The following is a 25,546-nucleotide window of genomic DNA, read 5'->3' on the forward strand; positions in this document are numbered from 1 at the left end:
TGCCCGGTAATAATTTATAATCTGCGTTTTGCTTATCGGGACCACGACCGTGACCGCTCCGCTTTTCGAATCCACCATCACCAGCCTGCCCCTGATCAACAAGGGCAAGGTCCGCGACATCTACGCCGTCGACGCCGACAAGCTGCTGATCGTCACCACCGACCGCCTGTCCGCCTTCGACGTCATCCTGCCGGACCCGATTCCGCGCAAGGGTGAAGTCCTGCAGGCTGTCGCCAATTTCTGGTTCGACAAACTCGGCCACATCGTCCCGAATCAACTGACCGGCATCGATCCCGAAACCGTCGTTGCTGAAAACGAACGTGAGCAAGTCCGTGGCCGTGCCGTCGTCGTCAAGCGCCTGAAACCGCTGCCGATCGAAGCCGTCGTCCGTGGCTACGTGATCGGTTCCGGCTGGAAGGACTATCAGGAAACCGGTGCCATCTGCGGCATCGCGCTGCCGGCCGGCCTCAAGATGGCCGCCAAGCTGCCCTCTCCGATCTTCACGCCGGCCACCAAGGCCGCCGTCGGTGACCATGACGAGAACGTCTCCTTCGCCACTGCCCAGGCCAACTGCGCCGCCGACCTCGCCGAAGCGCTGGCCGGCACCGGCAAGAACGGTGCCGGACTGGCCGACGAAGCCCGCATCGCCGCCATCCGCCTGTACGAAGAAGCCTCCGCCTACGCCCGTGGCCGCGGCATCATCATCGCCGACACCAAGTTCGAATTCGGCATCGATGCCGCCGGCACCCTGCACCTGATCGACGAAGCCCTGACCCCGGATTCCTCGCGTTTCTGGCCAGCCGACCATTATCAGGAAGGCAGCAACCCGCCGTCCTACGACAAGCAATACGTCCGCGATTACCTCGAAACCCTGGACTGGGGAAAAGTCGCCCCCGGCCCCAAACTGCCGGCCGACGTCATCGCCCGCACCAGCGCCAAGTACATCGAAGCCTACGAAAAGCTGACCGGCAAGACGCTGTAAGCGACCGTCACTTCAAGAAAAACGCCCGCATGAAGCGGGCGTTTTTCTTTTGCGCTTCCGAACCGGAAAAAGGAAAGCCATGAAAGCGATGGGAGCTTTTGAGAGGCTGGGTTGTGCCCTAAGCGAAAATTGCCGATTTGGAAAAACTGACGTTCAAGAATGCCAGAATTAAGCTGCGCCGCGTAGCTGCGCTGCCTTTGGTGATGTCAGACATTCACTTCTACTTCATAGATCCTTAAGTTGCACCCAAGAATACTCGCCGCATCAGATGCTCGGTCTTTATACGCGGCAGGGGCAATGATGTACTCAACATCCGACTTGTCGAATTTAAAAACGCTATAGGTGGTTTCATCTCTAATATAGAAGCAGCTACTCCCCGGGGTGTGTTCTGTAGTGCCACCCGCAAATGGTAATACCTCAAATGTAAGGCGCCACTCTCGCTGCAAGTAGGTGACGTAGTCAGTTCCATCATCGTTCTTGTATGAATACTCTTGGAGAAGACCAAGGACTTCAAGCAACGCAAAAGTCTCGTCTTCTGCAAAATTGTATGGTTCAACTTCGCTTCGCCATTCCCGGTCTTTTTCCAAATCTTTCATGCGCTCCAACAAACACGAAAGTTTTCGGACGCGATCCAGATGCCTCCCGGTTGTGTAGAGGACAGGATTTGCTCCGTACTCAATCATCTTCTTTTTATCGAATGCGAGTCCGAACTGCCCAAATTTAGCGCAGTGCTCGTGGCTATGCTCAATCGGAATATCAGTGAAGCAAGCCATTGCTACGCGAGGCCTAAAATTCCCTTGTACATAGGTTGGACAATAGGTCAATCGAAGAATCTGCTCCCTACAGATATTCTCCAAAATTGAACAGGCGGCATCTTGATCCTTGGCGCGCCCTGTCCAATGAATAAGCGAACTATTGATGTATTTTCGGTCAGCGATCATGTGGAAATACACCTAACTTTTGACGTGAGGGAGTTACTAGCCTGAAGTTCCGTTGCGAATTCGAACAAAGCCTACGCCATCAATCTAAACCAGTCCTTGACAGCAAGATTCAGTCTTACGACCTCGTCTTCAGCCAACGGGCAGCAGTGAGCAATGGGGCCTCTTAGTTGATTGAGGCTCGTCATGATTTTTGAGAATGCTTTGGGATTTTTGAAAAGCGCCGAGAAAGCTTCCCAGTTGTCTTGAACAATCGAGGTCAATTCACCAAAGGTTGTGTAATCGATCTCAAGCTCCGACCTCTCTGTGAAACCTGATTCCGCTTCTCGTCGAATGTTTGCCTCTACATTTCTCTTGATGTCTTCCCTAACCTTCAAATCCCACCAATTATCAGAGTAACTTTCCTTCATTATCTGAACAATAAGGCTTCGAATGGATTTTTCTAGACAGTAAAAAATTTCGTAGTGGCGAGCCATTACTTTGGCCTCGTTTCTGAAAGCAGCATCAAATTGGGCGTAATAGTCTTCCTCTTTCGTGACGGCTTTTTCGTACCGTCCCAAATCGAGACCAAGTTCGCTTTCAACGCGATCGAGTCTATGTTCAGCAATCGAATTGGATAGGACAAATAGCTTTACTTTGCTCTCTGCGTCCATGTCACTCTTTCAAAAGGCTTTCTCGAAGAGACTGAAAAATAGCTGCGTAAACAGCAGGGTCGTCTGTTTTCGGAAGCACCAAATTTATTGTGAAATTAAGGCCGAGGTGTACTCGCTTGTGATGAGTTTTCTCGTCATCTAGCTCGAGCTGCTTTTCAACTTTAAGCTCTACACGACTCTCATCTCCCGGGCGCGAGTCAAAATCAGCGAGAGCCTTTGCGTTGAAAAACGTTGAAACAATAACTTCTACAACCTTCGAGTCATGGGCCTCTCCTGTGGCCTCCATGACTAGGCCTTTGAAAGCTTTTCTATCAAGCTCGTGACAATACTCGTTTCGCGAATACAACTCGGTGTATCCATTTCTAATGGCCTGAGCAAGGCTGGATTTTGATGATGTTGGATTTCTGAAAGACTTGTAGAGAAGTGTTGGGGTGCCGTCGCCATTTAGTAGCCCAGTTTTTTTTGCCCAAGATATAAAAGTACGGTAGTTCCCTCCCTTGAAGCCTAGCTTCGTCGACAGAAAATCGGCGTTGAAATTGTCAGGCGTTCCGGCTTCTTTTATTTTCTCAAGAATCTTTGAAATTGCCCCCGGAGCAGACATGTAGGGGATATTTATTTGTCCCATGCTTATTCCTAAAAGTTGATTCGATGAAAAACTTCTGTATATCGGGGGCCTAGCAAAGAGCTAACCGACGCTGCGCGGCTTTATCGCATAGCATCCAACGTCCAGAGGGAGCGAGGTTTAGCGCCATGTTAGGACTTGACGGCAACATCAAACTGTCCCGCGAGAGAAAGAGCTAGGTCGATGTATTCGATAACCTCATCGAGCGGCAAAGATACGTCCGCAAAGTGAACGACTTTGTTTCTTAGCTGACGGAGCTTGTCGAAGCTCTCACGCTGCTCTGGGGTAACTGCATTCGTTTTATCTAGGTAGTCACGAATGATGGTTGGCCCAACCATGCGAAGTGGTCTGCGTTCAGCTACACCATAAGAACGAATTAGGCGTTGGGCGGCATGTTCAACCTGAAGCCAGGCTTCGAGAACAGCTGCGCGGGGTGCCGCTTCCGCCAATCGAACGAAATGGTCTCGTGTATCTCCAGAAGCCGCAGTTGCCTCTGGTGACGTTGAAACAACTGGTGGTGTTGCGCTTGCAGTAAGCTTTTCGCTTACCTCTCGAACACCTTCTCCAAACTCCGCCTCAAACTCTTTGTACTTGAGACGCCGAAGGAATGGAAATAGACGAAGGAGTTGATCTTTGAGCGCGAAGAAACAGATGCATGCAACTAGAGGCCAAGAGGTCGCTTCTACAACCTTTGAGATGAAGGTAAGCCAGTCCATAGGAACGTTCTAACTAGTTGTTAGACGGACGCAGCGGGTCCATCTATGAAGTGAAATCAATGACATGAATTATGTCTTTGTACTTGCTTGTCTTGCAAGGATTACCTGACTTCCACGTCCGTAAATTGACGAAATACTCCGTACAGTATTCAAGGCTATCCGGGGGGCTGACGTCAGCTTTAGGGAAAATCGCGCAACGGCCGCTTGTGGCCGATCCCGGACCTAGCCATCTACTGAACCCCGCCCCGTCCCCCCCTGTCAAAGTTCCGTTACCCTGACAGAGGAGGCTGCCATGAACCCGCTTTCCGATTTCCATGCGCAAGGAATGTCCTTGCCCCACATTCGGCGCATCGCCGCCGATCGCCCTTGGTTCTGGCTGCGCGCCGGCTGGCACGACCTCAGGGCCGATCCTTTGCCATCGCTGGCCTATGGCCTGCTGTTCGCACTGGGCGGCGATCTGATCATTCTCGCGCTGCTCGAAACGCCGCATCTGCTGACCGTTTCCATTTCCGGCTTCTTCCTCGTCGCGCCCTTGCTGGCTGCGGGGCTCTACGAGCTGAGCCGCCGAACAGAAGCCGGCGAGAAAATTCTGTTCATCGATTCGCTCAAATGCTTCGCGCGCAACGGCCAGTCGCTGGCCCTCTTCGGTCTGATCCTGGCGCTGATCACACTGATGTGGGAGCGCTTTTCTGCCGTCGCCTTTGCCCTGATCGGCGCCGACTCGACGCCGATAGCCAGTGCCTACCTGAACGAAATCCTGTTCGACGGCCAGCACCTGGCCTTCACCGCCACCTGGTTCCTGCTCGGCAGCGGATTGGCGCTCTTCGTCTATGCGTTGGCCGTCGTGTCAGTCCCGCTGATGCTCGACCGCGATGCCGATGTCGCCACGGCCATAATGACCAGCCTGCGCAGCTTCATGCAGAACACCGGTTCGCTGCTGCTCTGGGCGGCCCTGCTCGTTGGGCTGACTCTGCTCGGTTTCGCCACCCTGCTCTTCGGTCTGGTCGTGATCATGCCGATTCTCGGCCACGCTTCGTGGCATGCCTACCGCGAACTTGTAGAATAGACACACTCTCCCTTTCCCAAACGGGCGGCGCAGACCGCCCTTTTTCATTGCCCCGACGACCATGACCGCCAGCAACCCGCTCCTCGATTTCTCCGACCTGCCCCGCTTCGACCTGATCCAGCCCGAACACGTCAAACCAGCCATCGAATCCCTGCTTGCCGAAGGCAAGGCGCTGATCGAGCGCCTGACCGCCGACAGCACGCCCGCCACCTGGCCGGAATTCGCCGGGGCGCTTTCCGACGGGCTGGAGCCTTTCGGCCGCGCCTGGGGCATTGTCGGCCACCTGCATTCAGTCAATGACGTGCCTGCCTGGCGCGAGGCCTACAACGAAATGCTGCCTGAGGTGTCGCGCTTCTACGCCGAACTCGGCCAGAACCTGAAACTGTTCGAAAAGTACAAGGCCCTGCGTGAAAGTGCCGAATACGCGACGCTGAGCGTCGAACAGAAAAAGATCGTCAATAACGAGGTGCGTGATTTCCGCCTTTCTGGTGCGGAATTACCGGAAGAGCAGAAGCCGCGCTTCCAGGCCATCATGGAAGAGCTATCGCAGCTGTCTGCCAAATTTGCCGAGAACCTGCTCGACGCGACCAACGCGTTCGCCGAAGTCATCACCGACGAAGCACAGCTCGCTGGCCTGCCCGACGACGTCAAGGAAGCCGCGAAGACCGCGGCCGAAAAAGCCGGCGTCGATGGTTGGCGTTTCAGCCTGCAGGCCCCGTCCTACGGCCCGGTCATGCAGTATGCCGACAACCGCGAGCTGCGTGCCCGGATGTACCGCGCCTACGCGACGCGCGCCGCCGAATTCCACGACGGCTCCAGCAAGCCGGAATGGGACAATACGCCGATCATCCAGCGCATGCTTGAACTGCGCGAGGAAGACGCCAGGATGCTCGGCTTCAACAACTTCGCCGAAGTGTCGCTGGCCCCCAAGATGGCTGACACGCCGGCCCAGGTGCTGGCTTTCCTACGCGAACTGGCAGCCAAGGCCAAGCCGTTCGCCGCCAAGGACATCGCCGAGCTGCGCGCCTTTGCCAAGGATGAACTGGGCCTGAACGACTTCCAGCCGTGGGATGCCGCCTATGTATCCGAAAAGCTGCTGCAGGCCCGCTACGCTTTCTCCGAGCAGGAAGTGAAGCAGTATTTCACCGAGCCCAAGGTGCTCGGCGGCCTGTTCAAGGTCATCGAGAGCCTGTTCAACGTCAAGGTCAAGCCGGACACGGCGCCGGTCTGGCATGAGGACGTCCGCTTCTACCGGCTGGAAACGCCGACCGGCGATCTGGTCGGCCAGTTCTACCTCGACCTCTACGCCCGCGAAACCAAGCGTGGCGGTGCCTGGATGGATGAAGCCCGCTCGCGCCGCCGCACCGTCACCGGCATCCAGAAGCCGATTGCCTACTTGAACTGCAATTTCGCCCGCCCGGTCGGCGGCAAACCGGCCACCTTCACGCACGACGAAGTGACCACCCTGTTCCACGAAACCGGCCACGGCCTGCACCACCTGCTGACCCGTGGCGAAGAGCTCGGCGTTTCGGGCATTCATGGCGTCGAGTGGGATGCCGTCGAACTGCCCTCGCAGTTCATGGAAAACTACTGCTGGGAATGGGAAGTCGTGTCCGGCATGACGGCCCACGTCGATACCGGCGCGACGCTGCCGCGCGAACTGTTCGACAAGATGCTGGCCGCCAAGAATTTCCAGAGCGGCATGATGGCCGTGCGCCAGATCGAGTTCTCGCTGTTCGACATGCTGATCCATTCCGATCTTGACCCGAAATCCGGCTTGACCGTGATGGACGTGCTCAAGGACGTACGCAAGGAAGTCGCCGTGCTGATTCCGCCCGAATGGCATCGCTTCCCGAACAGCTTCTCGCACATTTTTGGCGGCGGTTATGGGGCCGGTTACTTCAGCTACAAGTGGGCGGAAGTGCTGTCGGCCGATGCCTATGCGGCTTTCGAAGAGGCCGGCGATCCCTTCGATGCCACGGTGGGCAAGCGCTTCCTCGATGAAATCCTGTCGGTTGGCGGCTCGCGTCCGGCCATCGAGTCGTTCAAGGCCTTCCGTGGGCGCGAACCGAGCGTCGATGCACTGCTCCGTCATAGCGGTATGATTGCGGCCTAAGCAGCTCAAACGAGGGAGAGAATAATGCGTTACCTGCTCATGCTGTGCCTGACACTGGCTGCCACCTTTGCCCAAGCGGACACCTACCGCTGGCTCGACTCAGGCGGCCGCACGGTCGTCTCCGACACGCCCCCGCCAGGCAAAACCAAAGGTGTCGTCAAAAATGGCGGAAAAGCGGAAGCCGGTGACAACCAGAGCTTCGCCACCAAAAAAGCGGCCGAAGCATTTCCGGTCACCTTGTACACCTCAGCCGAATGCGTCGATGGCTGCAAGCAGGCCCGCGATCTGCTGAATGGCCGCGGCGTTCCCTTCACCGAGAAAATGCTGCAGACACAAGCTGAAATCGACGAACTGAAGCAATTGGTCGGAGACGCCGCCGTGCCCGCACTGAAGGTCGGCAATCAGCGCTTCCGCGGCTTCGAGGCAGCAGCCTACGACAACCTGCTCGACCTGGCCGGCTATCCGAAGACGGCCGCCTACGGCAGCAAACCTTCCGGCGGTCTCAGCAAGTGAAAATCGCCAGCTGGAACGTCAATTCCCTGAAGGTCCGCCTGCCGCACCTGCTCGACTGGCTCGCCGCAGCTCAGCCGGATGCCTTGTGCCTGCAGGAGTTGAAGCTTGAAGACCATAACTTCCCGCGCGCCGAAATCGAGGCCGCCGGTTACCAGGTCGCTTTCTCCGGCCAAAAAACCTACAACGGCGTCGCCCTGCTCGCCCGCCAGCCGATTCACGATGTCATCTGCGGCAATCCGCACTTCCCGGACGAACAGAAACGCCTGATCAGCGGCACGGTTGGCGACACCCGCGTCGTTTGCGCCTACATGCCGAATGGCCAGGCCGTCGGCAGCGACAAATACGACTACAAGCTACGCTGGCTCGACGCGTTGGCCGTCTGGCTCGGCGAAGAAATGAGCAAATATCCGAAGCTGGCCCTGTGCGGCGACTACAACATCGCGCCGGATGATCGCGACGTACACGACCCCAAGGCCTGGGCCGGCAACATTCTCTGTTCCGAACCCGAGCGCGCCGCCTTCCAGCGCTTCATCGGCCTCGGCCTGAACGACAGTTTCCGGCTATTCGAGCAACCGGAAAAAACCTTCTCGTGGTGGGATTACCGGATGCTGGGCTTCCAGAAAAACCTCGGCCTGCGCATCGACCACGTACTGCTTTCCGCACCACTGGCCGCAAAATGCAGCGCTGCCGGCATCGACCGCGCCCCGCGCAAGCTGGAGCGCCCGTCCGATCACGCGCCGGTCTGGGCCGAAATTTCCTAACCTCCAATGTCGACCGCCATCACCCCGGAACGACTGACGGCGCTCTACCCGGCGCTGGCCGGCCTGCCGGCCGAACGTCTGGCAGCCCTGCTGCAGCCACAGGCGATCATGCATTTGCCGGCCGGCACCCAGGTTTTTGCCGAACACCAGCCCTGTCAGGGATTTCCGCTGCTGCTCGAAGGCAGCATCAAGGTCATCAAGCTGGCAGCCAGCGGGCGGGAGCTGATGCTTTATCGCGTCCCCCCCGGCGGTTCATGCATCATTAGCTCCAGTTGCCTGCTCGGCCATACCGACTACAACGCCCGCGGCATCGCCGAAACGCCGCTGACGCTGCTCGCCATACCGGTCGCCGAATTCGCCCGACTGATGGTCGAGCATCCGCCTTTCCGGGATTTCGTCTTTCACCTGTTTGCGGACCGCATCGGCGAACTGATGCAATTGGTCGAGGAGGTCGCCTTTGCCCGGCTCGACCAGCGACTTGCCAAGCTGATCCTGGCTCGCAATGAAACAACGCTCAACGTCACCCACCAACAGCTGGCCGACGAACTGGGCAGCGTCCGCGAAATTGTCAGCCGCCTGCTCAAGGGCTTTGCCGCTCAAGGAGTAGTGACGCTGGGCCGCGAACAGCTGACGGTCACCGATCGCGACGGCTTGCAGAAACTTGCGGCTGTGTGACCAAGGTTACATACGCTGTCACGATGCCCCGTTACATTGGCGCTGTACACATAACCTGACGGAGAAAACACCATGGCTGCAAATGTTGGCGGTATCGACAAAATCATTCGTATCGTAGCCGGCGCCGGCCTGATCGGCGCCACCGCAGCCGGCATGCTGCCGGTCTGGGGCTACATCGGCATCGTCCCTCTCGCAACAGGGTTGATGGGCTGGTGCCCGGCCTACACGCTGCTCGGCATCAAGACCTGCCCGACGCAAAAGTAATCAGACAGCACAAGGCTTTCCAAGCTTTTTGCAGAAGGCGGACAGGGTGACCTGAGCCGCCTTTTTCGTCTGTTTTACCCTCAATTTGTTAATCAAAAGGGACACTGGAGGGACAAGAATTTGCCCACCAGAGGCCATCAAACCACATCCTTTGGCCACCCACAACAAAACTGCCATAGTCGATTTCATCGAGATAACTCAAATCTGACTATAACTATTCCTGTAGATAACCAACCAACAGGAGGGCAGCACCCATGATGATGAAAAACGTAGTCGGTCTTTCTCTCGCAGAACGTCGAGAGCTGGAGTTGAACCGAGTGTCCGAACAGGACTTGGCCCTGGATAAGGAACTTGACGATCTGCTTCTCGGACTTGATGAGGATGACGGTAGCGCCGAGGCAGCACGTGAGGCTTTGGAGGCAGCAGCCAGCAGTGCCAAAGATGTTGGGGCGGCAGACAAGACCGTAGCCCACCCCCAACACGATCCTGCCAAGGAGCTTGTCGAATGTTACTGCTTCCCGGATGTGGCGCTCGATCAAGTCGATTTCATGCCCCTCACCAGCAGCAATCAAACAAAGGCGTTGAAGGCTTTGATCGGCACTACTACCCCGTATCACCAGATTCGAGAGAAATACTGTGCAATCAGCGTCGCCATGAATGAACGTGGCGAGGTGCCGCCCAAGTTCCGGCCTCAGCGTCCTCTGCCCCGTCGAATGCAAAAGGCGACTCCCGATGACACACTGATGATGCGTGACCGGCAGGTTATCGACATGCACTGGCTTCACAGTCGAGGCAAACGGGATGAACTGCCTGATCGAGCCTTCGCCCCCCTGTTTGCCAATGAGGAGTTGGACTTCGATAGGGCTGCAATCCTTGCTGCGAAGTCGTGGACAAACGAAGCCAAAGTCGGGAAGGTCTTGAATTTGATCCCTCATGAGGAATTGCAGTTGGCATGCCTGCGCACCAAGGCGGTCGCCGATAGATGGCGTTATGCGGAAAACAGCATGAAGACCACCATCGACCGCAGACTGCGCGAGCAGCTTGTCTCCGAACCGAGCCTGAAGACCCATATTGAAGACTTCAAATTGCTTTGGCTGGCCGACAAGGTGATGGAAGGTCAGGGGCTGCTTGCGGTTGCTCAGATGCATGGCTGGATTTCTGGCAAGGCACCGCTTTCGATTAGCACGCTCTCCGCGAAACTGAAGCGTATGCGTCGGCGCACCGAAACACGGGGAAGTAAGGTATAGGTCAGCCCTCGACTGCTTTGCTGCCATGCAGATTCGTAGGCACAAGTCGTCGAAATCCAGAACCGGCAATGGTTTCGGCGACACTTTCCTTAAAATCTGAACGCATAAGTTTGTAAGTCAGTAGTGATGTAGTTGGGTAGGTTAATAATTTTCCGATTCGCTTCGCGACGGCGGCTGCGCCGCCGGATGCTCTAATCTCGAACTTTTAACGTCAGGCCATGCTCGGCTCCGAACGTCGGCTCCGCCTCCGTTGAGGATCCTCGGAAAGGGATGCCCACGCCTCGGCTATCTATAAGACTTCAGTCCCAGATACCGGATTGAAGAATGGATCACCTTCGAGCTTTCACGATCCGGCTAGGACTTCGCTCCTGAGCGTGGGCATATATAAGTCAGTTTGGGCGCTTATGACGTTAAGTTGGAAGTCAGTTGTAGTTAGTTGCGCGACATGAGAGTTTGCACCGCTCTGTTGGAAATCGACCGTATTCCGGCACCGGTCTGTCTCTACGTCCAACCCTGTCGGAATCCTATCCTTGTGGACTTTCTGGCGGCGTCCTATTCTTGGCCACGTTTTCCAACAGTCATACAGGAGCAGATGATGGCCACCTTCGGTTACGGACGTGTATCAACCGGGACGCAGACGACAGACAACCAGCGGCTTGAGCTTGAGCAAGCCGGCTACCAGATCGAACCAGATTTCTGGTTTGCCGATGACGGCATCAGCGGCAAGGTCGCCGCATCTCAGCGTCCGGCGTTCAAAGCGCTGCTCGGTCAGATTCGCAAGGGCGAGACCTTGGTCGTGTCCAAGCTGGACCGGCTTGGTCGGGATGCAATCGACGTGCTGCAGACCGTTCGTCAGCTAGGTGAGCGTGGCATCCGCGTCGTCGTCCTGCAACTCGGCAACACCGACCTGACGGCACCGGCAGGCAAGCTGCTGCTGTCCATGCTGGCAGCGGTCGCAGAGATGGAGCGCGATCTACTTGTTGAGCGAACCCAAGCCGGACTGGCTCGGGCGAGGGTAGAAGGAAAGACCCTCGGCAGACCGTCAAAAACGACGCAGGACGAGCGAACGGAAATACGACGCAGGATGGGGGCGGGAGAATCTGTGAGCGCTCTGGCGCGCTCCTACAGGGTTTCTCGCGCGACCATTTGTGCTATAAAAGCTTGTGCAGGTTAATTTTTTGCCGGTGAGCCTTATTCGGCAACGAGGTTGAGAGCAATTTGTTCAGTCAGAAAATTATTGTCGCCATCAAATTCGTGCCTTCGGCTGCTTCGAGTTTCAGCGCATTTCTTCAATAGCGTTTCAACAACGTTTTTAAGCTGATATTCAAATACACTAGCCCTATCCCAAGGCAAATATCCTACACTCGTAGCAGTATCAAAAACTCCAAGAGGAGCACTCGACAAAACAATAGGAATGACATCACCAGATTTAAACCTTTGCTTAAACTGGCTCGATTCAAATTTGGTCCAAATTTTCTTCGGGTAATCCGGTCCAAGAATGCAAACAACGAACTGGGCATCTGATGCGTAGATTGGAGCCAAATACTCCTCCACATCTTGCGCAAGTATGCGGTGTTGCTCATTCTTGTCGTAGAAAACTTCAAGCTCGTTTTCAGAGAGGCAATTAAATATCGCCTCTGCAATATCTCGGTCCGATCCGGCAAATGACAAGGCGAAGTCATAACGAGAAGGAAACTCAAGAGATATAAAACCAACTTCGTCTGCAAATTGAGGCCATGACAGATTTCTAATGTAGAACACAAACTGTGGATCTTGAATAGCCAAGTTGCCACTCGTGTTATCAAAATGCAAAACCTTTTGAAGGTCATCCGATGACGAAATTAATTCCTCCAGAAACCCCTTTGTAACAACTTGAGATACGCTTCCTCTTTGCTCTGGATGACGGTCGGCCTCTCTTTCCGCATTAATAACCCAAGTCTTACTTTGACTAAGCCAATATAAGAGATGCAAGTAAGGGGCGCGCCCCTCTCTTCTTAACTTTGTTCCCCTAGCAAAACTTATAGCAGTATCGTGAAATATTCGTGATAGCGCCGTCATGACTTGCGTCTTGACAGACTCATGACTTTCCTGGGTTTCAATTAGACTTTCGCTCCACTTCAGTATTCCAGCCCGGAGGCATGTATTGTATGCCAGCATCTGAGCCAAATAGAAACTACCTTGGGCGTCTTTTACAATATCGCTAGCGATGTTTATATTTATATTTAGCGCCAATTCCCCCTTTTTGATTAACTCCTCAACTTTATACTCAGGATTTGCCTCAAAGGGAATTACTTCGATTCTATTGGCAAGATCTTTTCCGAAGGAGATTAGAGTTTGCCCGGCATTGGTGATGCCAAGAATAATAATTTTACTGTGAGCAGCCCCATCGTCCGCAAGGGACTTCATTAAATCGGCAATTTGTTTTTTTACTTTTCTATCAAGCCGATGAAAATCGTCAATAACCACGACTCCAAATGGAACTTGCTTTGGCAATTCCTTAATCAACTCTACCTCATCAGCTTTTCTTGCTGACAACACCAATACTTTTTCAGCCAATCCAGCATCTTTGATGGCATTAATAACTGAAGTCGTTTTTCCGATTCCGGATGGCCCTTCAACCACAATCCCACGCCCTGCTGTTTTTAGTGCCACCAAGAGCCTAGTATATTCTACGGGCTGAACAAAAGTAATCGTTGGTATTCCAGACAGAACAAAAACTTCTTGTAATTCGATTGGCCGAATATTTTCCATGTTTTATTAAATTAACGCCCAGTAATAAAGTAAATTTAGATACGCCGGAGCCGTTCGTGATGCACTTATCATATAGAAAATTGGCGGTCCTTGGAACTTTGTTTATTGATATATCATTGATACAAGCGTAATCACATTTGAGAGTCTGTTTCCATGGCCTCCGTTAGCCGAGCTTTCGTGCGATTCTCTCCGCCCTCATGTGCGTGTAGCGCTTCAGGCAACTGAGTGTCTTGTGGCCAGAGATGGAGGCCACCTCCATCACATCCAATCCTCGCTCGAAGAATGCACTGACCGCTTCGTGGCGAGCATCGTGGAGGCGAAGATCACAGAGGAATTCAGGATCAGGCTGCACACCAGCCAGACTACTCTCAGCCTCATAGGCGCGCCTAGCCCTGACCACTGACTTCCGCATCGCCTTGGAAAACCCTCGCGGTTCCAGACTGAACAAGCGCCCGTCGAATCGCCGAGGCATGGCTTGCAGCACCGCCAGTGCTTCGCTACTCAGCGGCACGACGCGATCCTCGCCGTTCTTTGTATCGCTCAGGTAGGCAAGGCGCCTCCCCATATCGATGTCCTGCCAACGTAGGCGAATGATCTCGCCTCGCCGCATTCCGGTAGTCACTGCAAGACACAGGAAGTCCGGTAGCTCGCGGGTCTTGCTGTGCTGGATGATGGCCTCAATCTCCGCCTGGCTGATGCGTCGCTTGCGCTCTCGTCCAGCAGGAGGACGTTTGATCTGACTGACCGGATTGCTGACGGGGATGCCCCACTCACGAGCAGCCACCTTGTAGGCGGCACTGATGATGTTCAGTTCATGCCTGGCCGTTGCATCTGCAACCACCTGCAAGCGCCGGTCCCGGTAATCAGCGACCAGCATCGGCGTTAAAGCAACCAAGCTGTATTTGGCGATCCGGTCACGCAGGATGACGCCGATCTTCCAAAGCTCTTCCCGGTGGCCTTTGTGCTGCGGCGAAACCTCCTTGCCGTAGCGATCCAGAAGCTCTGCAAGCGTCATCCGCTCCGCTTCTGTGCGATGGACATAGCAACCCATGTCCAACTCGCGTTCAATGGCTCTGGCCCATTTCTCGCCGTCTTGCCGGAGCTTGAATGTTTTCACTACATCGGGGTAGCCCTGACGCCGAACCCGAACCTGCCAACCACCTGAACGCTGCCTAAATGTAGCCACTGAAACCTCCCGGAGGGACACAGGAGGGACAAACAGACAAATGCGCTAAAACTCGAAATTGGAAAACCTTGCCAGATCAGCATCTCCGGGCGGCATCGTCCCTCTCGCAACAGGGTTGATGGGCTGGTGCCCGGCCTACACGCTGCTCGGCATCAAGACCTGCCCGACGCAAAAGTAATTTGGCCAAGGCCCCAAACAAAAACCCGCCTTGGCGGGTTTTTTCATTCTCGGCGAGCGGTTGGCATCAGCTCAGATAGTTGGCGATGCGGACGTAATCCTCGACCGAAACATCTTCCGGCCGGCAGGTCGGATCGATGCCGAGCTCGGTGAAGGCGGCATCGCTGAGCAGGGTCTTCATGGTGTTGCGGAGCATTTTTCGGCGTTGCGAGAAAGCGGTCAGCGCGACCTGCGACAGTTTTTCCTGGCTCTTGGCATTCAACTCGGAAACGGGCTTCGGAATCAGGCGGACGACGGCCGACTGGACCTTGGGCGGCGGATCAAAGCTTTCCGGCGGCACGTCGATCAGCCATTCCAGATAGAAGCGGTATTGCAGCATCACCGACATCCGACCGAAATCAGCATTGCCCGGCTCGGCCACCATGCGCTCGACCACTTCCTTCTGCAGCATGAAGTGCATGTCATGGACGACATCGACGTACTCGGCAAGATGGAAGAGCAGGGGCGTCGAGATGTTGTAGGGCAGGTTGCCGACAAGACGCAAATTCTTGCCGATACTGGCGAAATCGAAGGCCAGCGCATCGCCCTCATGAACGGTCATCCGCTCTGGCGTATGCTGTTTTTTCAGCCGGGCGATCAGGTCGCGGTCGATTTCGATGACATGCAGGTGATCGACACGAGCCATCAGCGGCTCGGTAATGGCGCCCAGACCAGGGCCGATTTCGACCACGGTTTCGTCACGTTTCGGATCGACGGCCGAGATGATGGCGGCGATGATGCCTTGATCCACCAGGAAATTCTGGCCGAAGCGTTTGCGGGCGACGTGGCCTTTCATTGAATGCTCCTTTGAGCCATGCGTGCCGCTTCGGCAATCGATTCGAACAGGCTGCCCGGATCGGCCTTGCCGGTACCGGCCAATTCCAATGCGGTTCCGTGATCGACCGAGGTGCGAATGATGGGCAGGCCAAGCGTGACGTTGATGCCTTTGCCGAAAGTGGCGTACTTCAATGCGGTCAGCCCCTGGTCGTGATACATGGCGAGCACCGCGTCGCCCTGGGCGAGGATAGGTGGCGTAAACATGGTATCGGCCGGGTAAGGGCCGGACAGCACCATGCCCTCGGCCCGCAGCTTTTGCAGTACCGGCGTGATGACTTCGATTTCTTCCATGCCGAGATAACCGCCTTCACCAGCGTGCGGGTTGAGGCCGGCAACCAGGATACGCGGCTGGGCAAGGCCGTATTTGGCGCGCAGGTCGGCATGCAGGATGCGCAGCGTTTTTTCCAGCACCTCGGCAGTAATCGCTGCCGGCACATCTTTCAATGGCAGGTGCGTTGTCACCAGGGCAACGCGTAGCGGCCCGCGTTCAGTTTCACCGGCCAGCATCATGACGACCAGCGGCGTGTCGGTTTTTTCAGCAAGGTATTCGGTGTGACCGGTGAAATGCACACCGGCTTCGTTGACCACCCCCTTGTGCACCGGCGCTGTCGCCATCGCAGCGAACTCGCCGGATTGACAGCCGGCCAGCGCGCGGTCGAGCAGGGAAAGGACATAGAGGCCGTTGGCCGCATCCAGCTGGCCAGCCTGCGATGAAACGGCCAGAGGAATATGCAGCACGTCGAGGCTCCCTGGCGCTTGAGCTTGCCCCGCGGTGTAATCGCGAAAAGCCACGTTCAGCCCGAGCTGAGCCGCGCGCGCCTCGAGGAGAGAACGATCACCAAGAACCACCGGATGGGCAGCACCGTCGTAGTCGGCCAGCCGCAAACAAAGTTCCGGCCCGATGCCGGCCGGTTCGCCGCTGGTGACGGCAATAAGCGGGTGCATCACTGTTCGTCGAGACGGTTTTCGACGTAAGTCCGGTCGCGCAACTGGCGCAGCCAATCCTGATAGGCTTCATCCAGTTTGCGCTCACGCAAGGCCTGACGTGCCACGGCACGCTGACGCTCGGCGGATACGTCGCGCTCGCGGCGTTCGAGCACCTGAATCAGGTGCATGCCGAAAGGCGACTGGACCACTTGGCTGACTTCATTGATTTTCAATGCATCCATCGCCCGCTCAAATTCGGGGACCGTATCGCCGGGGTTAAGCCAGCCCAATTCCCCTCCCTTGGCGGCCGAACCATCCTGCGAGTAAAGGCGCGCCTGTTCGGCAAAATCAACGCCATTGGCAATGCGCTCACGAACAGCTTCCAGTTTGCGAGTAGCCTCGGCCTCCGAGAGCACTTCGCTGGAGCGGATCAGGATGTGACGCGCGTGGGTCTGCTGTACGGAAGCCGGGGCACTGCCACCGCGCTTGCTGACCAGCTTGACGATGTGAAAACCAGCCGATGAACGCAGCAGGTCGCTGACTTCACCCGACTGGAGGCGCGATCCGGCTTCGGCGTAGAGTGCCGGCAAACGAGCCAGCGGGCGCCAGCCAAGATCGCCGCCCTGCAAGGCATCAGGGGCATCTGAAAAAGCCGCTGTCAATTGCGCGAAGTTCTCACCGGCACGGGCCCGTTTCAGGGCTTGCTCGCCACGTTGCCGCAATTTCTGCAGCTGTTCGGGGGTGGCCGACTCCGGGGCGCGCAACAGGATATGCGCCAGTTGATACTCCTCCTCGCTCCCAGTGGCTGTCTGATTGGCCAGGTAGTTGTCGATTTCGCCTTCGGAGATCACCAACTTGCTGTCCACCTCACGTTCGCGTAACCGAACAGTCACCATTTCATTGCGAATTTCCTCGCGGAACTGGGCGTATTGCACGCCATCCTTTTCCAGTGCGGCGCGGAACTGCGGCACGGTCATCTTGTTGCCGGCAGCGATCCGGCCGATGGCCAGGTCCAGCTGGGTATCGTCAATCTTCATCCCGGTCTCGCGCCCATACTGCAACTGGGCACGTTCCATGATCAGGCGCTCGAGCATCTGGCGCTCCAGGACATCCTGCGGCGGCAATGGCGTTCCCTGCTTTTGCAACTGCTTGAGCGCCGCCGTCAAACGGGTCCGCAATTCGAAATAGGTGATCACGTCGCTGCCAACCACTGCCACGATACGGTCAGCTTCGACAGGGTCCTGCGGGGCGGCCGAGAGCGGTTGCGCCAGCATGCCACCGAGACAGCAAATCAGGAGAATCAGATGACGAATATATGGGTTCATGGTCTTCATTGGGAGGTAAGCAGGCTGCTGCTGGTGGGCAATTCGTTGATCTTGCCGTAGCCGGGAATGCTGCGTCGTAGCAGGCCGATCGGATTTGAGCCGATGCTGCCGAAGTCGTTCAGTTCAAGCTGGAAAAACACCGTGTCGTTCGCCGCACCGGAAATGGCCCCAAGATGTTGGCCAACGAGGCGGACCGCCCAGCAACCGGCGTTGTACTCCACGCCGGCAATCGATTCAAGTACACGCTTGTCGCGCAGAGAATAATTGTAGCGGCCGACCGCATACCAATTTGCCGAAATCGGCCACTGGCCGGCAATATCGACCTGATCGACCGTCGACAGGGTGGTCAGCGGGTCACGCGTGTAGCGATAACTGGCCGACATCACCTTGCCGAGTTCCGGCTGGAAACGCACCCCGGCCGAGAAACGCTCGCTGATATTCTCACGGTAGTTGTATTCCCAAGCCACATCGGCATAGGTTTTGGGGGCCACCAGCCCATTGACTGCGGCGACCAGATTCGAAAAATCGTTCTGGCGGGTCGTTTCGCCGGTAATTGCAACGCGCTGCGGCTTGAAATAATAGCGCTGGCCAACCATGGCCTTGAGACGCTCAACACCAGTCTCGCCATCGAGCAGACGCGTGGTGAGCGCAGCGGTCAACTGGTTGGCATCGTTGATCCGGTCGTAGCCGCTGTAGCGGTTCTCGGAAAAGATCTGGGCGAAATTGAAGTCGGACAGACCAGAGTCGAACAAGGGAATCTGGCTTTGATCCTTGTACGGAATATTGACGTAGTACAGACGCGGTTCCAGCGTCTGGATATAGCCACGGCCGAACCAGTCGCCCTCGCGCTCCAGAATTACGGTCGAATCCAGCGAAAAGGTCGGCAAGACACGCGAGATACTCTCCGGCAGACCGGCAGCCTGCTGATCGAGCGTGTACTTGGTCATGTGCAGGCCAATCTTGGGGGTAATCTGGAAAGCCGGATGGACGATGGGCAGGGAAAGCTGCGGGTAGAACACCATTCGATCGCCCTGCACCTTGCCGGCATCGACATGCGTGAAGCGCGAGAATTGCCCGACCATGCTGAAATCGGTCTTCCAGATATTCGGCTTGTAGCCAACCAGGTTCAGTTGCGGCTCAAGGAAATAGGGCCTGGTCACCGGATTGTTCGGGTCTATCTGCAGCGTCTGATAGCGCAAGACCTGCAAGTTACTCTGCAACCATGGCGATGGCGAGTAGCCCAGCGACACCTGTCGTGGCAACTGCGCCTGCGAGGTTTGCAGCAAGCGCGATGATAGATCCTGCCAATAGAGATCGTCGGAAACGCCATTCCAGTTCAGCGCGGCGGAGACGCCCTGCCCCAGGTTATGCCGATGCTCAAACCGGTAGCCGTAGCGGCTGCGCCCCAGCATTTCGTCATTGGGCAGGTACTCGAAACGCGCCTCCCCCTCGTAGAAGTAATCAACATAGCGCGCATCGGCGCCAAGTTGCATCCCTCGCTTGCTCATATAGCGCGGAACCAGCGTCAGATCATAGTTCGGTGCCAGATTCAGGTAATACGGCACCGAAATATCCAGGCCGCTGCGAGTCGATGCCGAGAAATGAGGATGCAAAATACCTGAACGTCGCTGGGTGCTCAGCGGGAAGCCGGCGACCGGCGTGTAGACGATAGGCACACCGCCAAACCACAGTGTCGCGTTCCTGGCCGTGCCTTCACTGCGGTCATAATCAAGGTGCGTCTCGGAACTTTTCATGTACCAGTCGGCCTGCCCCGGCTTGCAGGTTGAGTAGGTATTCGAAAACAGTGTCATCTGGTTTTCGCCTTCGAACTCGACGCGCTCGGCGTAACCGTTCGCTTCAGAGGGACGCGGCGGGGGCAACTGTGTTGGCAAGCCGTAGCTATTGGACACATTGAGCATCATCGGCGCGCCGGAGTTGGTCGCGTTGCTGCTTGCAACCGTGACGACAGTCTGCTGCGGCGCATAGAAGCGGCTCGGCACTTCCTTGACGATATGGTAGGTCACCTGCTCAGCCGAACCGATCTGGTCGGCCAACTTCATCCGCATGTGTGGCCCGCTGATTTCGGCGCCATCCTGCAGCATGCGGACTGAGCCTGTTGCCTCGACTTCATCCTCAAGCGGCCGATAAGTCAGGCGATCGGCGTAAATCAGCGTGCCAACCTTGCGCAGCTCGACATCACCTTCTGCTTCGGTAAGTTCGTCAGCCTGCCCCTCAATCTGATCAGCCACGATGAACAACGGATATGCGTCATCCTTTTTCAGTTCTATCGGCTTTTCTGGAGCAAGCATCGGCGCCACTGGTTCGGCTGGCTGCTTTTTCTTGCCCAGCACATCGAACTTGCGTTCCTTTCGCAGATTCAACGGCAATTCACTAACTGCTGCCAGCTGCATGGCGACAGAACGCTCGGCAGCAGGGGCGGTGCTTTCGCCTTGGACCATCGCCCGCTCAATATCAGCCGCCGCGTGCCCGGTCTGCACTCCGGCAAACAGACAACAGACGAAAACAGCAAGCGGGCGGCGGGAAAAACCGGGCATCAGGGCAATCAGTGAAGGTCCGGGACCGGAACGGCCGATGCCCGAGTGTTAAAATCGCGCCATTTTACAACGAACCGAAGCCTACCCGCTTATGCAAGCCACGCCGCGCGATCAACTTGTTACCGACTGGGTTGCCAGTCGCTTTCCCGAGCAATCCGTCCGGATCACCCCGGCCTCGGCCGATGCCAGTTTCCGCCGCTATTTTCGCCTGACCTGGCCGGATGGCCAGACGCGCATCCTGATGGACGCCCCGCCGGAAAAAGAGGACTGCAAGCCCTTCATCCATGTCGCCGGGCTGTTGGCCAAGGCTGATCTCGCCGCGCCGCGCATTCTCGACAAGGATCTCGACAATGGTTTCCTGGTCCTGACCGACCTCGGCCGCATTGGCTACCTCGACGCCATCAACGCCGACCTCAGCCTGGCCGACTTCCTGATCCGACCGGTACTCGACACGCTGATTCAATGGCAACTGTCCACCACGGCCGGCGTCCTGCCACCCTATGACGGCACCCTGCTGCGCCGCGAACTCGACCTCTTCCCGGAATGGTTCATCGGCCGTCACCTCGGCATCGAACTGGCCGATGAAGACAAGATCATGCTCGATCGCACCTTCAAGTACCTGATCAACTCGGCCCTCGGCCAGCCCAAGGTTTTCGTCCATCGCGACTTCATGCCGCGCAACCTGATGGTGGTCGAAAGCGCCGAGCGTCTGACGCCGGGCATCATCGACTTCCAGGACGCCGTGATGGGGCCGATTACCTACGACGTGGTTTCCCTGTTCCGCGATGCCTTCATCTCCTGGGATGAAGAACAGGAAATTGACTGGGTCGTCCGCTACTGGGAAAAGGCCCGCGCTGCCGGCCTGCCGGTGCGCGAGGACTTCGGTGCCTTCTGGCGCGAATACGAGCTGATGGGCCTGCAGCGCCATCTCAAGGTGCTCGGCATCTTCTGCCGCCTGAAGTACCGCGACGGCAAGGAAAAATACAGCGAAGACCTGCCGCGCTTCATCAATTACGCCCGCAAGACCGCCAGCCGCTACATCCAGCTAAAACCCCTGCAGAACCTGCTCGACCGCCTCGAAGGCAACACCGAGCAGATCGGCTACCGCTACAAATAAACGCCGATGAAAGCGATGATCCTCGCCGCCGGCCGCGGCGAACGCATGCGACCGCTGACCGACCACACGCCCAAGCCACTGCTGGTGGCCGGCGGCAAGCCGCTGATCGTCTGGCATCTGGAACGTCTGGCAGCAGCAGGATTTCGCGACATCATCATCAACCATGCCCACCTCGGCACGCAGATCGAAGCGGCGCTGGGCGATGGATCGCAATGGGGTCTGCGCGTCCAGTATTCGCCGGAGCCGCCTGGCGCACTGGAAACGGCCGGCGGCATCGCCACCGCCCTGTCCTTGCTGGGCGATCAGGCTTTCCTGGTGGTCAATGGCGACGTCTATTGCGACTGGGATTTCAAGCGTGCCCGAGAACTCAGATCCGCTACAGCCCATCTGGTCATGGTCGCCAACCCGGCACACCATGCCGGCGGCGACTTCAGCCTGGACGGGCAACGCGTCATCTACGCCAGCGGCGAGCAAACCCTCACTTACGCCGGCGTCGGTGTTTTTTCGCCCACCTTCTTCGCTGATGTCCAGCCGGGCACAGTGATGAAACTGCGCCCGCTGCTCGACGCCGCGATCGCCGCCGGCACACTAACCGGGGAACGCTACGCTGGCCGCTGGGTCGATGTAGGAACGCCGCAACGCCTGGCTGAACTGGATGCCGAACTGAGAACCCCATGACCCACGCCCACTTTCTCGCCCGCCGCAAGCGCCTGCTGAAGACCATCGGCGACGGCGTCGCCATCGTACCCACCGCACCGGAAGTCATTCGCAACCGCGATGCGCATCATCTTTACCGATTCGACAGCTATTTCTGGTATCTGACTGGCTTCCCGGAACCAGAAGCGGTCGTTGTGCTAATCGGCGGCAAGAAGCCGAAATCCATCCTCTTCTGCCGCGAAAAGCATGAAGAACGCGAAATCTGGGACGGCTATCGCTACGGCCCGAAAGCGGCAAAAACCGCCTTCGGCTTCGACGCTGCCTATCCGATCGAGCAACTCGACAAGAAACTGGCCGAGTTCCTGGTCGACCGCGACACACTGTGGCACGCCATCGGTCACGACGCCGAATGGGACGCCCGGATCGCCAAGGCCCTGAACGAAGTCCGCGCCCAGACCCGGGCCGGCAAGCGGGCGCCGCGCGCCATTCACGACCTGCGCGCCGAACTCGACGGTATGCGCCTGGTCAAGGACAGTGCCGAGGCCGGCATCCAGCAACGCTCGGCCGATATTGCCAGCGCCGGCCACGCCCGCGCCATGCGCGCCTGCCGCCCCGGCATGGCCGAGTACGAACTGGAAGCCGAACTGACTTACGAATTCCGCAAGCGCGGTGCCGATGCCCATGCCTACACGCCCATCGTTGCCGGTGGCACCAACGCCTGCGTGCTTCATTACGTGTCGAACGACAAGGTACTCAACGACCACACCCTGGTCCTGATCGACGCTGGTTGCGAAGTAGACGGTTACGCCGCCGACATCACCCGTACTTTCCCGGTCAATGGCCGCTTCAACCCCGCGCAGAAGGATGTGTACGAAATCGTCCTCGCCGCGCAGACGGCGGCCGTCGCCGCCACCGCGCCAGGTCGCCATTTCATGGAAGGCCACGATGCCGCCGTCCGCGTGCTGACTCAAGGCCTGATCGACCTCAAGCTGCTCACCGGCAACCTCGACAATCTGATCGAAAAAGGTGATTACAAGCGCTTCTACATGCACCGCACCGGCCACTGGCTCGGGCTGGATGTGCACGACGCCGGCGAATACAAGGTCGGCGACGCATGGACGACCTTGCAGCCAGGCATGACCCTGACCGTCGAACCCGGCCTCTACATCCGCCCCGGCACCGATATCCCGCCAGCACTGGCCGGCATCGGCATCCGCATCGAGGACGACGTGCGCGTCACGGAGAATGGTTGTGACATCTTCACCACGGCGCCGAAAACGGTGGCCGAGATCGAGGAAGTCATGCGCCATGACTGAAGCAAGGCTTGAACACGTCGACATCCTGATCGTCGGCGCCGGCCCGGTCGGCATGACGCTGCATCTGGCGCTCGCGGCCGGCGGTCAGAAATCATTGCTTTTGGACCGTCGACCGCAAGAGGCGCAACAAGGTGACCCCCGCGCCCTAGCCCTGTCGCATGGCGCCCGCCAGTTGCTTGAACAGATCAATAGCTGGCCGACCCGCAACGCGACGCCGATCGAAACCATCCACATCTCGCAGAAGGATGGTTTCGGCCGAACCCTGATCGACCGCACCGACTACGACCTCCCCGCCTTGGGCTACGTCGTCCGCTACCGCGACCTGGCGAGCGCACTGTCCGCCAACCTGGCCGCCGACGCCGTGCTGTCGGAGGCAGAAATCCTCGACATCGTCCCCGGCGATGAACACGTCACCGTCGCACTACGCCACGCCGGCCAGTTGCGTACCATCCAGACCCGATTGCTGATACACGCCGAAGGCACGCCGGGCGACGACCCGGCTGTCAAGGTCAGCAATTACGAGCAGCATGCGGTCATCTGCGAAGTCACGCCAATGCCTGGCCACAACAAGCGCGCCTGGGAACGCTTCACGCCCGACGGCCCGCTCGCCCTGTTGCCGCTCGGCGACGAATACTCCATCGTCTTCACGCTACCGCCCGCCAAGGCCGACGCCGTAATGGCCATGGACGACGAAGCCTTTACCGCCGCCCTGCAAACCCAGTTCGGCCAGCGCATGAGCTTCGCCAAGCCCGGCAAGCGCAGCCGTTTCCCGCTCGCCTTGCGCCTGCGCGACACGCTGGTCAAGGACAACGAAGTGTGGATCGGCAACACGGCGCAAACCCTGCACCCGGTCTCCGGCCAGGGCTTCAACCTCGGCATCCGCGATGCCTGGCAACTGGCAGAAATTTTGCTCAAAAACGGCATTGACCGTGAAGGCCTCGACCACTACGCAAAAATCCGCCGCCTCGACCGCCAAGGCAGCGCTTTTTTCACCGACCAGATCGTTCGCGCCTTCTCCAACGATTTCGCCCCACTCAAACTGGCCCGCGGCCTTGGCCTGCTCGCCCTCGATCTCTGCCCGGCGGCCCGCCATTTCGTCGCCAAGCGCATGATCTGGGGCGCCCGGGCCTGGCCTTGATCCAGCCCAGAGGCGCGAAACCCCGGCATCGGTTACAGTGCCGGGCCGCTCACCCGCCAAGTCCCGCATGAAGACAAGCACCGCCTGGTTCCTCGCCTGCCGCCCGAAAACACTCTCCGTCTCGCTGTCGCCGGTCCTCGTCGGCACCGCTGTCGCCTGGCACGACAGCGGCACCCTGCTCTGGCTACCGCTGCTTGCCGCCGCACTTGGCGCCGCCTTCATCCAGATCGGCACCAACCTGTTCAATGATGTCGGTGATTTCCTGCGCGGCACCGACACCCCCGGTCGCCTTGGCCCGAAGCGCGCCACCGCCGAGGGCTGGCTAACCGCCGGCAAGGTCAAGGCCGGCGCCTGGCTGAGCTTCGCGCTGGCCTTCCTGTGCGGCATTTATCTGGTCTGGCACGGCGGCTGGCCCATCGTCGCCATCGGCCTCGCCTCACTGGCCGCCGGCTGGGCCTACACCGGCGGGCCAAAGCCGATTGCCTACGGGCCGCTTGGCGAAGTTTTCGTCTTTATTTTCTTCGGTCTGGTCGCCGTCGGCGGCAGCTACTACCTGCAAACACTGAACCTGACACCGATGGCGCTGCTCGCTGCCGCACTGGTCGGCATCCACGCCGCAGCGGTGATCACCGTCAACAACTACCGCGACCTCGACGGCGATGCGACAAACGGCAAAAACACACTGGCGGTTCGTCTGGGACGGCCAGCCACCCGGCACATCTACACGCTGGAAATAATCGCCCCTTACGCGCTGTTGCCGCTGCTTGGCAGCCTCGGCTGGCTGGCCGCGCTACCGCTGCTCTCGCTACCGCTCGCCCTGAAACTGATCCGGCGCTTCCACCACGAAGCCCCTGGCCCGGTCTTCAATAACATCCTCGCCGCGACCGCCGGACTGCAGCTGACTTTTGCCCTTCTGCTTTCACTCGCTTTTACAATTTGACTATTTTTTAGGCGCCGACTCGGGTAAA

At 57.7% G+C, this 25,546-nt stretch carries 24 protein-coding genes and 1 pseudogene; 15 read left to right on the forward strand and 10 right to left on the reverse strand.

The window, feature by feature from the left end:
- Window positions 1-49 precede the first annotated feature (49 nt).
- A complete protein-coding gene (locus DARO_RS18565) occupies window positions 50-982 on the forward strand; it encodes a phosphoribosylaminoimidazolesuccinocarboxamide synthase (RefSeq protein ID WP_011289365.1) in 933 nt (310 codons plus the stop codon).
- Window positions 983-1,188: 206 nt separating this feature from the next.
- Here the strand turns inward: DARO_RS18565 and DARO_RS18570 are convergent, their stop codons facing one another.
- The 4 genes from DARO_RS18570 to DARO_RS22955 form a co-directional block, all read right to left on the reverse strand.
- Window positions 1,189-1,923 carry an abortive infection system antitoxin AbiGi family protein gene (locus DARO_RS18570; RefSeq protein ID WP_157037245.1) on the reverse strand — a complete coding sequence of 245 codons (735 nt, stop codon included), beginning with the start codon at window positions 1,921-1,923 and terminating at the stop codon, window positions 1,189-1,191.
- 71 nt (window positions 1,924-1,994) lie between these two features.
- Window positions 1,995-2,573, reverse strand: coding sequence for a Swt1 family HEPN domain-containing protein (locus tag DARO_RS18575; RefSeq protein ID WP_011289367.1), 579 nt, complete (start codon window positions 2,571-2,573; stop codon window positions 1,995-1,997).
- 1 nt (window position 2,574) lies between these two features.
- A complete protein-coding gene (locus DARO_RS18580; RefSeq protein WP_011289368.1) occupies window positions 2,575-3,198 on the reverse strand; it encodes a DUF5343 domain-containing protein in 624 nt (207 codons plus the stop codon).
- 128 nt (window positions 3,199-3,326) lie between these two features.
- Window positions 3,327-3,911, reverse strand: a complete 585-nt coding sequence (locus tag DARO_RS22955; RefSeq protein ID WP_011289369.1) for a hypothetical protein — start codon at window positions 3,909-3,911, stop codon at window positions 3,327-3,329.
- Window positions 3,912-4,203: 292 nt separating this feature from the next.
- Here DARO_RS22955 and DARO_RS18590 point away from each other — a divergent pair, with 292 nt between their 5' ends.
- The 8 genes from DARO_RS18590 (at window position 4,204) to DARO_RS18630 (ending at window position 11,727) form a co-directional block, all read left to right on the forward strand.
- Window positions 4,204-4,977, forward strand: a complete 774-nt coding sequence (locus DARO_RS18590; protein WP_011289370.1) for a DUF2189 domain-containing protein — start codon at window positions 4,204-4,206, stop codon at window positions 4,975-4,977.
- A 61-nt stretch (window positions 4,978-5,038) separates the two neighbouring features.
- The gene (locus DARO_RS18595; protein ID WP_011289371.1) at window positions 5,039-7,093 is read left to right on the forward strand and encodes a M3 family metallopeptidase; all 2,055 of its coding nucleotides are present in this window, start codon (window positions 5,039-5,041) and stop codon (window positions 7,091-7,093) included.
- Between the two features lie 24 nt (window positions 7,094-7,117).
- The gene (locus tag DARO_RS18600; RefSeq protein ID WP_011289372.1) at window positions 7,118-7,606 is read left to right on the forward strand and encodes a glutaredoxin family protein; all 489 of its coding nucleotides are present in this window, start codon (window positions 7,118-7,120) and stop codon (window positions 7,604-7,606) included.
- Window positions 7,603-8,367: an exodeoxyribonuclease III gene (gene xth / locus DARO_RS18605; RefSeq protein WP_011289373.1), complete on the forward strand. Its 765-nt coding sequence runs from the start codon at window positions 7,603-7,605 to the stop codon at window positions 8,365-8,367. The genes DARO_RS18600 and xth overlap by 4 nt, the downstream gene beginning before the upstream one ends.
- Window positions 8,368-8,373: 6 nt before the next feature.
- Window positions 8,374-9,042 carry a Crp/Fnr family transcriptional regulator gene (locus DARO_RS18610; protein ID WP_011289374.1) on the forward strand — a complete coding sequence of 223 codons (669 nt, stop codon included), beginning with the start codon at window positions 8,374-8,376 and terminating at the stop codon, window positions 9,040-9,042.
- A gap of 72 nt (window positions 9,043-9,114) precedes the next feature.
- On the forward strand, window positions 9,115-9,306 hold the full coding sequence (locus tag DARO_RS18615; RefSeq protein ID WP_011289375.1) for a YgaP family membrane protein: 192 nt from the start codon (window positions 9,115-9,117) through the stop codon (window positions 9,304-9,306).
- A gap of 254 nt (window positions 9,307-9,560) precedes the next feature.
- Window positions 9,561-10,553, forward strand: a complete 993-nt coding sequence (locus DARO_RS18625) for a hypothetical protein (protein ID WP_011289376.1) — start codon at window positions 9,561-9,563, stop codon at window positions 10,551-10,553.
- A 595-nt stretch (window positions 10,554-11,148) separates the two neighbouring features.
- Window positions 11,149-11,727: a recombinase family protein gene (locus DARO_RS18630; RefSeq protein ID WP_011289377.1), complete on the forward strand. Its 579-nt coding sequence runs from the start codon at window positions 11,149-11,151 to the stop codon at window positions 11,725-11,727.
- Window positions 11,728-11,744: 17 nt separating this feature from the next.
- On the opposite strand, the gene DARO_RS18635 is transcribed toward DARO_RS18630, so the two are convergent.
- Together DARO_RS18635 and DARO_RS18640 are read right to left on the reverse strand one after the other, a co-directional pair.
- The gene (locus tag DARO_RS18635; protein WP_041224521.1) at window positions 11,745-13,304 is read right to left on the reverse strand and encodes a TIR domain-containing protein; all 1,560 of its coding nucleotides are present in this window, start codon (window positions 13,302-13,304) and stop codon (window positions 11,745-11,747) included.
- Between the two features lie 163 nt (window positions 13,305-13,467).
- The gene (locus DARO_RS18640) at window positions 13,468-14,490 is read right to left on the reverse strand and encodes a site-specific integrase (RefSeq protein WP_011289379.1); all 1,023 of its coding nucleotides are present in this window, start codon (window positions 14,488-14,490) and stop codon (window positions 13,468-13,470) included.
- 91 nt (window positions 14,491-14,581) lie between these two features.
- On the opposite strand from DARO_RS18640, the pseudogene DARO_RS22960 reads away from it, so the two are divergent.
- A pseudogene (locus DARO_RS22960) lies at window positions 14,582-14,668 on the forward strand (YgaP family membrane protein); the annotation flags it as partial.
- Between the two features lie 66 nt (window positions 14,669-14,734).
- On the opposite strand, the gene rsmA reads toward DARO_RS22960, so the two are convergent.
- Genes rsmA through DARO_RS18660 form a run of 4 tightly spaced genes read right to left on the reverse strand, consistent with a single transcriptional unit; the run spans window position 14,735 to window position 20,350 of the window.
- Window positions 14,735-15,502, reverse strand: a complete 768-nt coding sequence (rsmA, locus tag DARO_RS18645) for a 16S rRNA (adenine(1518)-N(6)/adenine(1519)-N(6))-dimethyltransferase RsmA (protein WP_011289381.1) — start codon at window positions 15,500-15,502, stop codon at window positions 14,735-14,737.
- Entirely contained in the window at window positions 15,499-16,488 is a 990-nt protein-coding gene (gene pdxA, locus DARO_RS18650) for a 4-hydroxythreonine-4-phosphate dehydrogenase PdxA (protein WP_011289382.1), read from the reverse strand. The genes rsmA and pdxA overlap by 4 nt, the downstream gene beginning before the upstream one ends.
- Window positions 16,488-17,804 (reverse strand): peptidylprolyl isomerase, encoded by a 1,317-nt coding sequence (locus DARO_RS18655; RefSeq protein WP_011289383.1) that lies wholly within the window; start codon window positions 17,802-17,804, stop codon window positions 16,488-16,490. The genes pdxA and DARO_RS18655 overlap by 1 nt, the downstream gene beginning before the upstream one ends.
- On the reverse strand, window positions 17,801-20,350 hold the full coding sequence (locus DARO_RS18660; protein WP_011289384.1) for an LPS-assembly protein LptD: 2,550 nt from the start codon (window positions 20,348-20,350) through the stop codon (window positions 17,801-17,803). The genes DARO_RS18655 and DARO_RS18660 overlap by 4 nt, the downstream gene beginning before the upstream one ends.
- A gap of 91 nt (window positions 20,351-20,441) precedes the next feature.
- Here DARO_RS18660 and DARO_RS18665 point away from each other — a divergent pair, with 91 nt between their 5' ends.
- The 5 genes from DARO_RS18665 to DARO_RS18685 all read left to right on the forward strand — a co-directional run bounded on the left by DARO_RS18665 (window position 20,442) and on the right by DARO_RS18685 (window position 25,518).
- Window positions 20,442-21,467 (forward strand): phosphotransferase, encoded by a 1,026-nt coding sequence (locus DARO_RS18665; protein WP_011289385.1) that lies wholly within the window; start codon window positions 20,442-20,444, stop codon window positions 21,465-21,467.
- 6 nt (window positions 21,468-21,473) lie between these two features.
- Window positions 21,474-22,145, forward strand: a complete 672-nt coding sequence (murU, locus tag DARO_RS18670) for an N-acetylmuramate alpha-1-phosphate uridylyltransferase MurU (protein WP_011289386.1) — start codon at window positions 21,474-21,476, stop codon at window positions 22,143-22,145.
- Window positions 22,142-23,440, forward strand: a complete 1,299-nt coding sequence (locus DARO_RS18675) for an aminopeptidase P N-terminal domain-containing protein (RefSeq protein ID WP_011289387.1) — start codon at window positions 22,142-22,144, stop codon at window positions 23,438-23,440. Before murU ends, DARO_RS18675 begins: the two co-directional genes overlap by 4 nt.
- Window positions 23,433-24,578 (forward strand): FAD-dependent monooxygenase, encoded by a 1,146-nt coding sequence (locus DARO_RS18680; protein WP_011289388.1) that lies wholly within the window; start codon window positions 23,433-23,435, stop codon window positions 24,576-24,578. Before DARO_RS18675 ends, DARO_RS18680 begins: the two co-directional genes overlap by 8 nt.
- 67 nt (window positions 24,579-24,645) lie before the next feature.
- Complete coding sequence (locus DARO_RS18685; RefSeq protein WP_011289389.1) at window positions 24,646-25,518, forward strand: 1,4-dihydroxy-2-naphthoate polyprenyltransferase; 873 nt, start codon at window positions 24,646-24,648, stop codon at window positions 25,516-25,518.
- Window positions 25,519-25,546: the final 28 nt, after the last annotated feature.

The sequence above is a fragment of the Dechloromonas aromatica RCB genome, assembly GCF_000012425.1.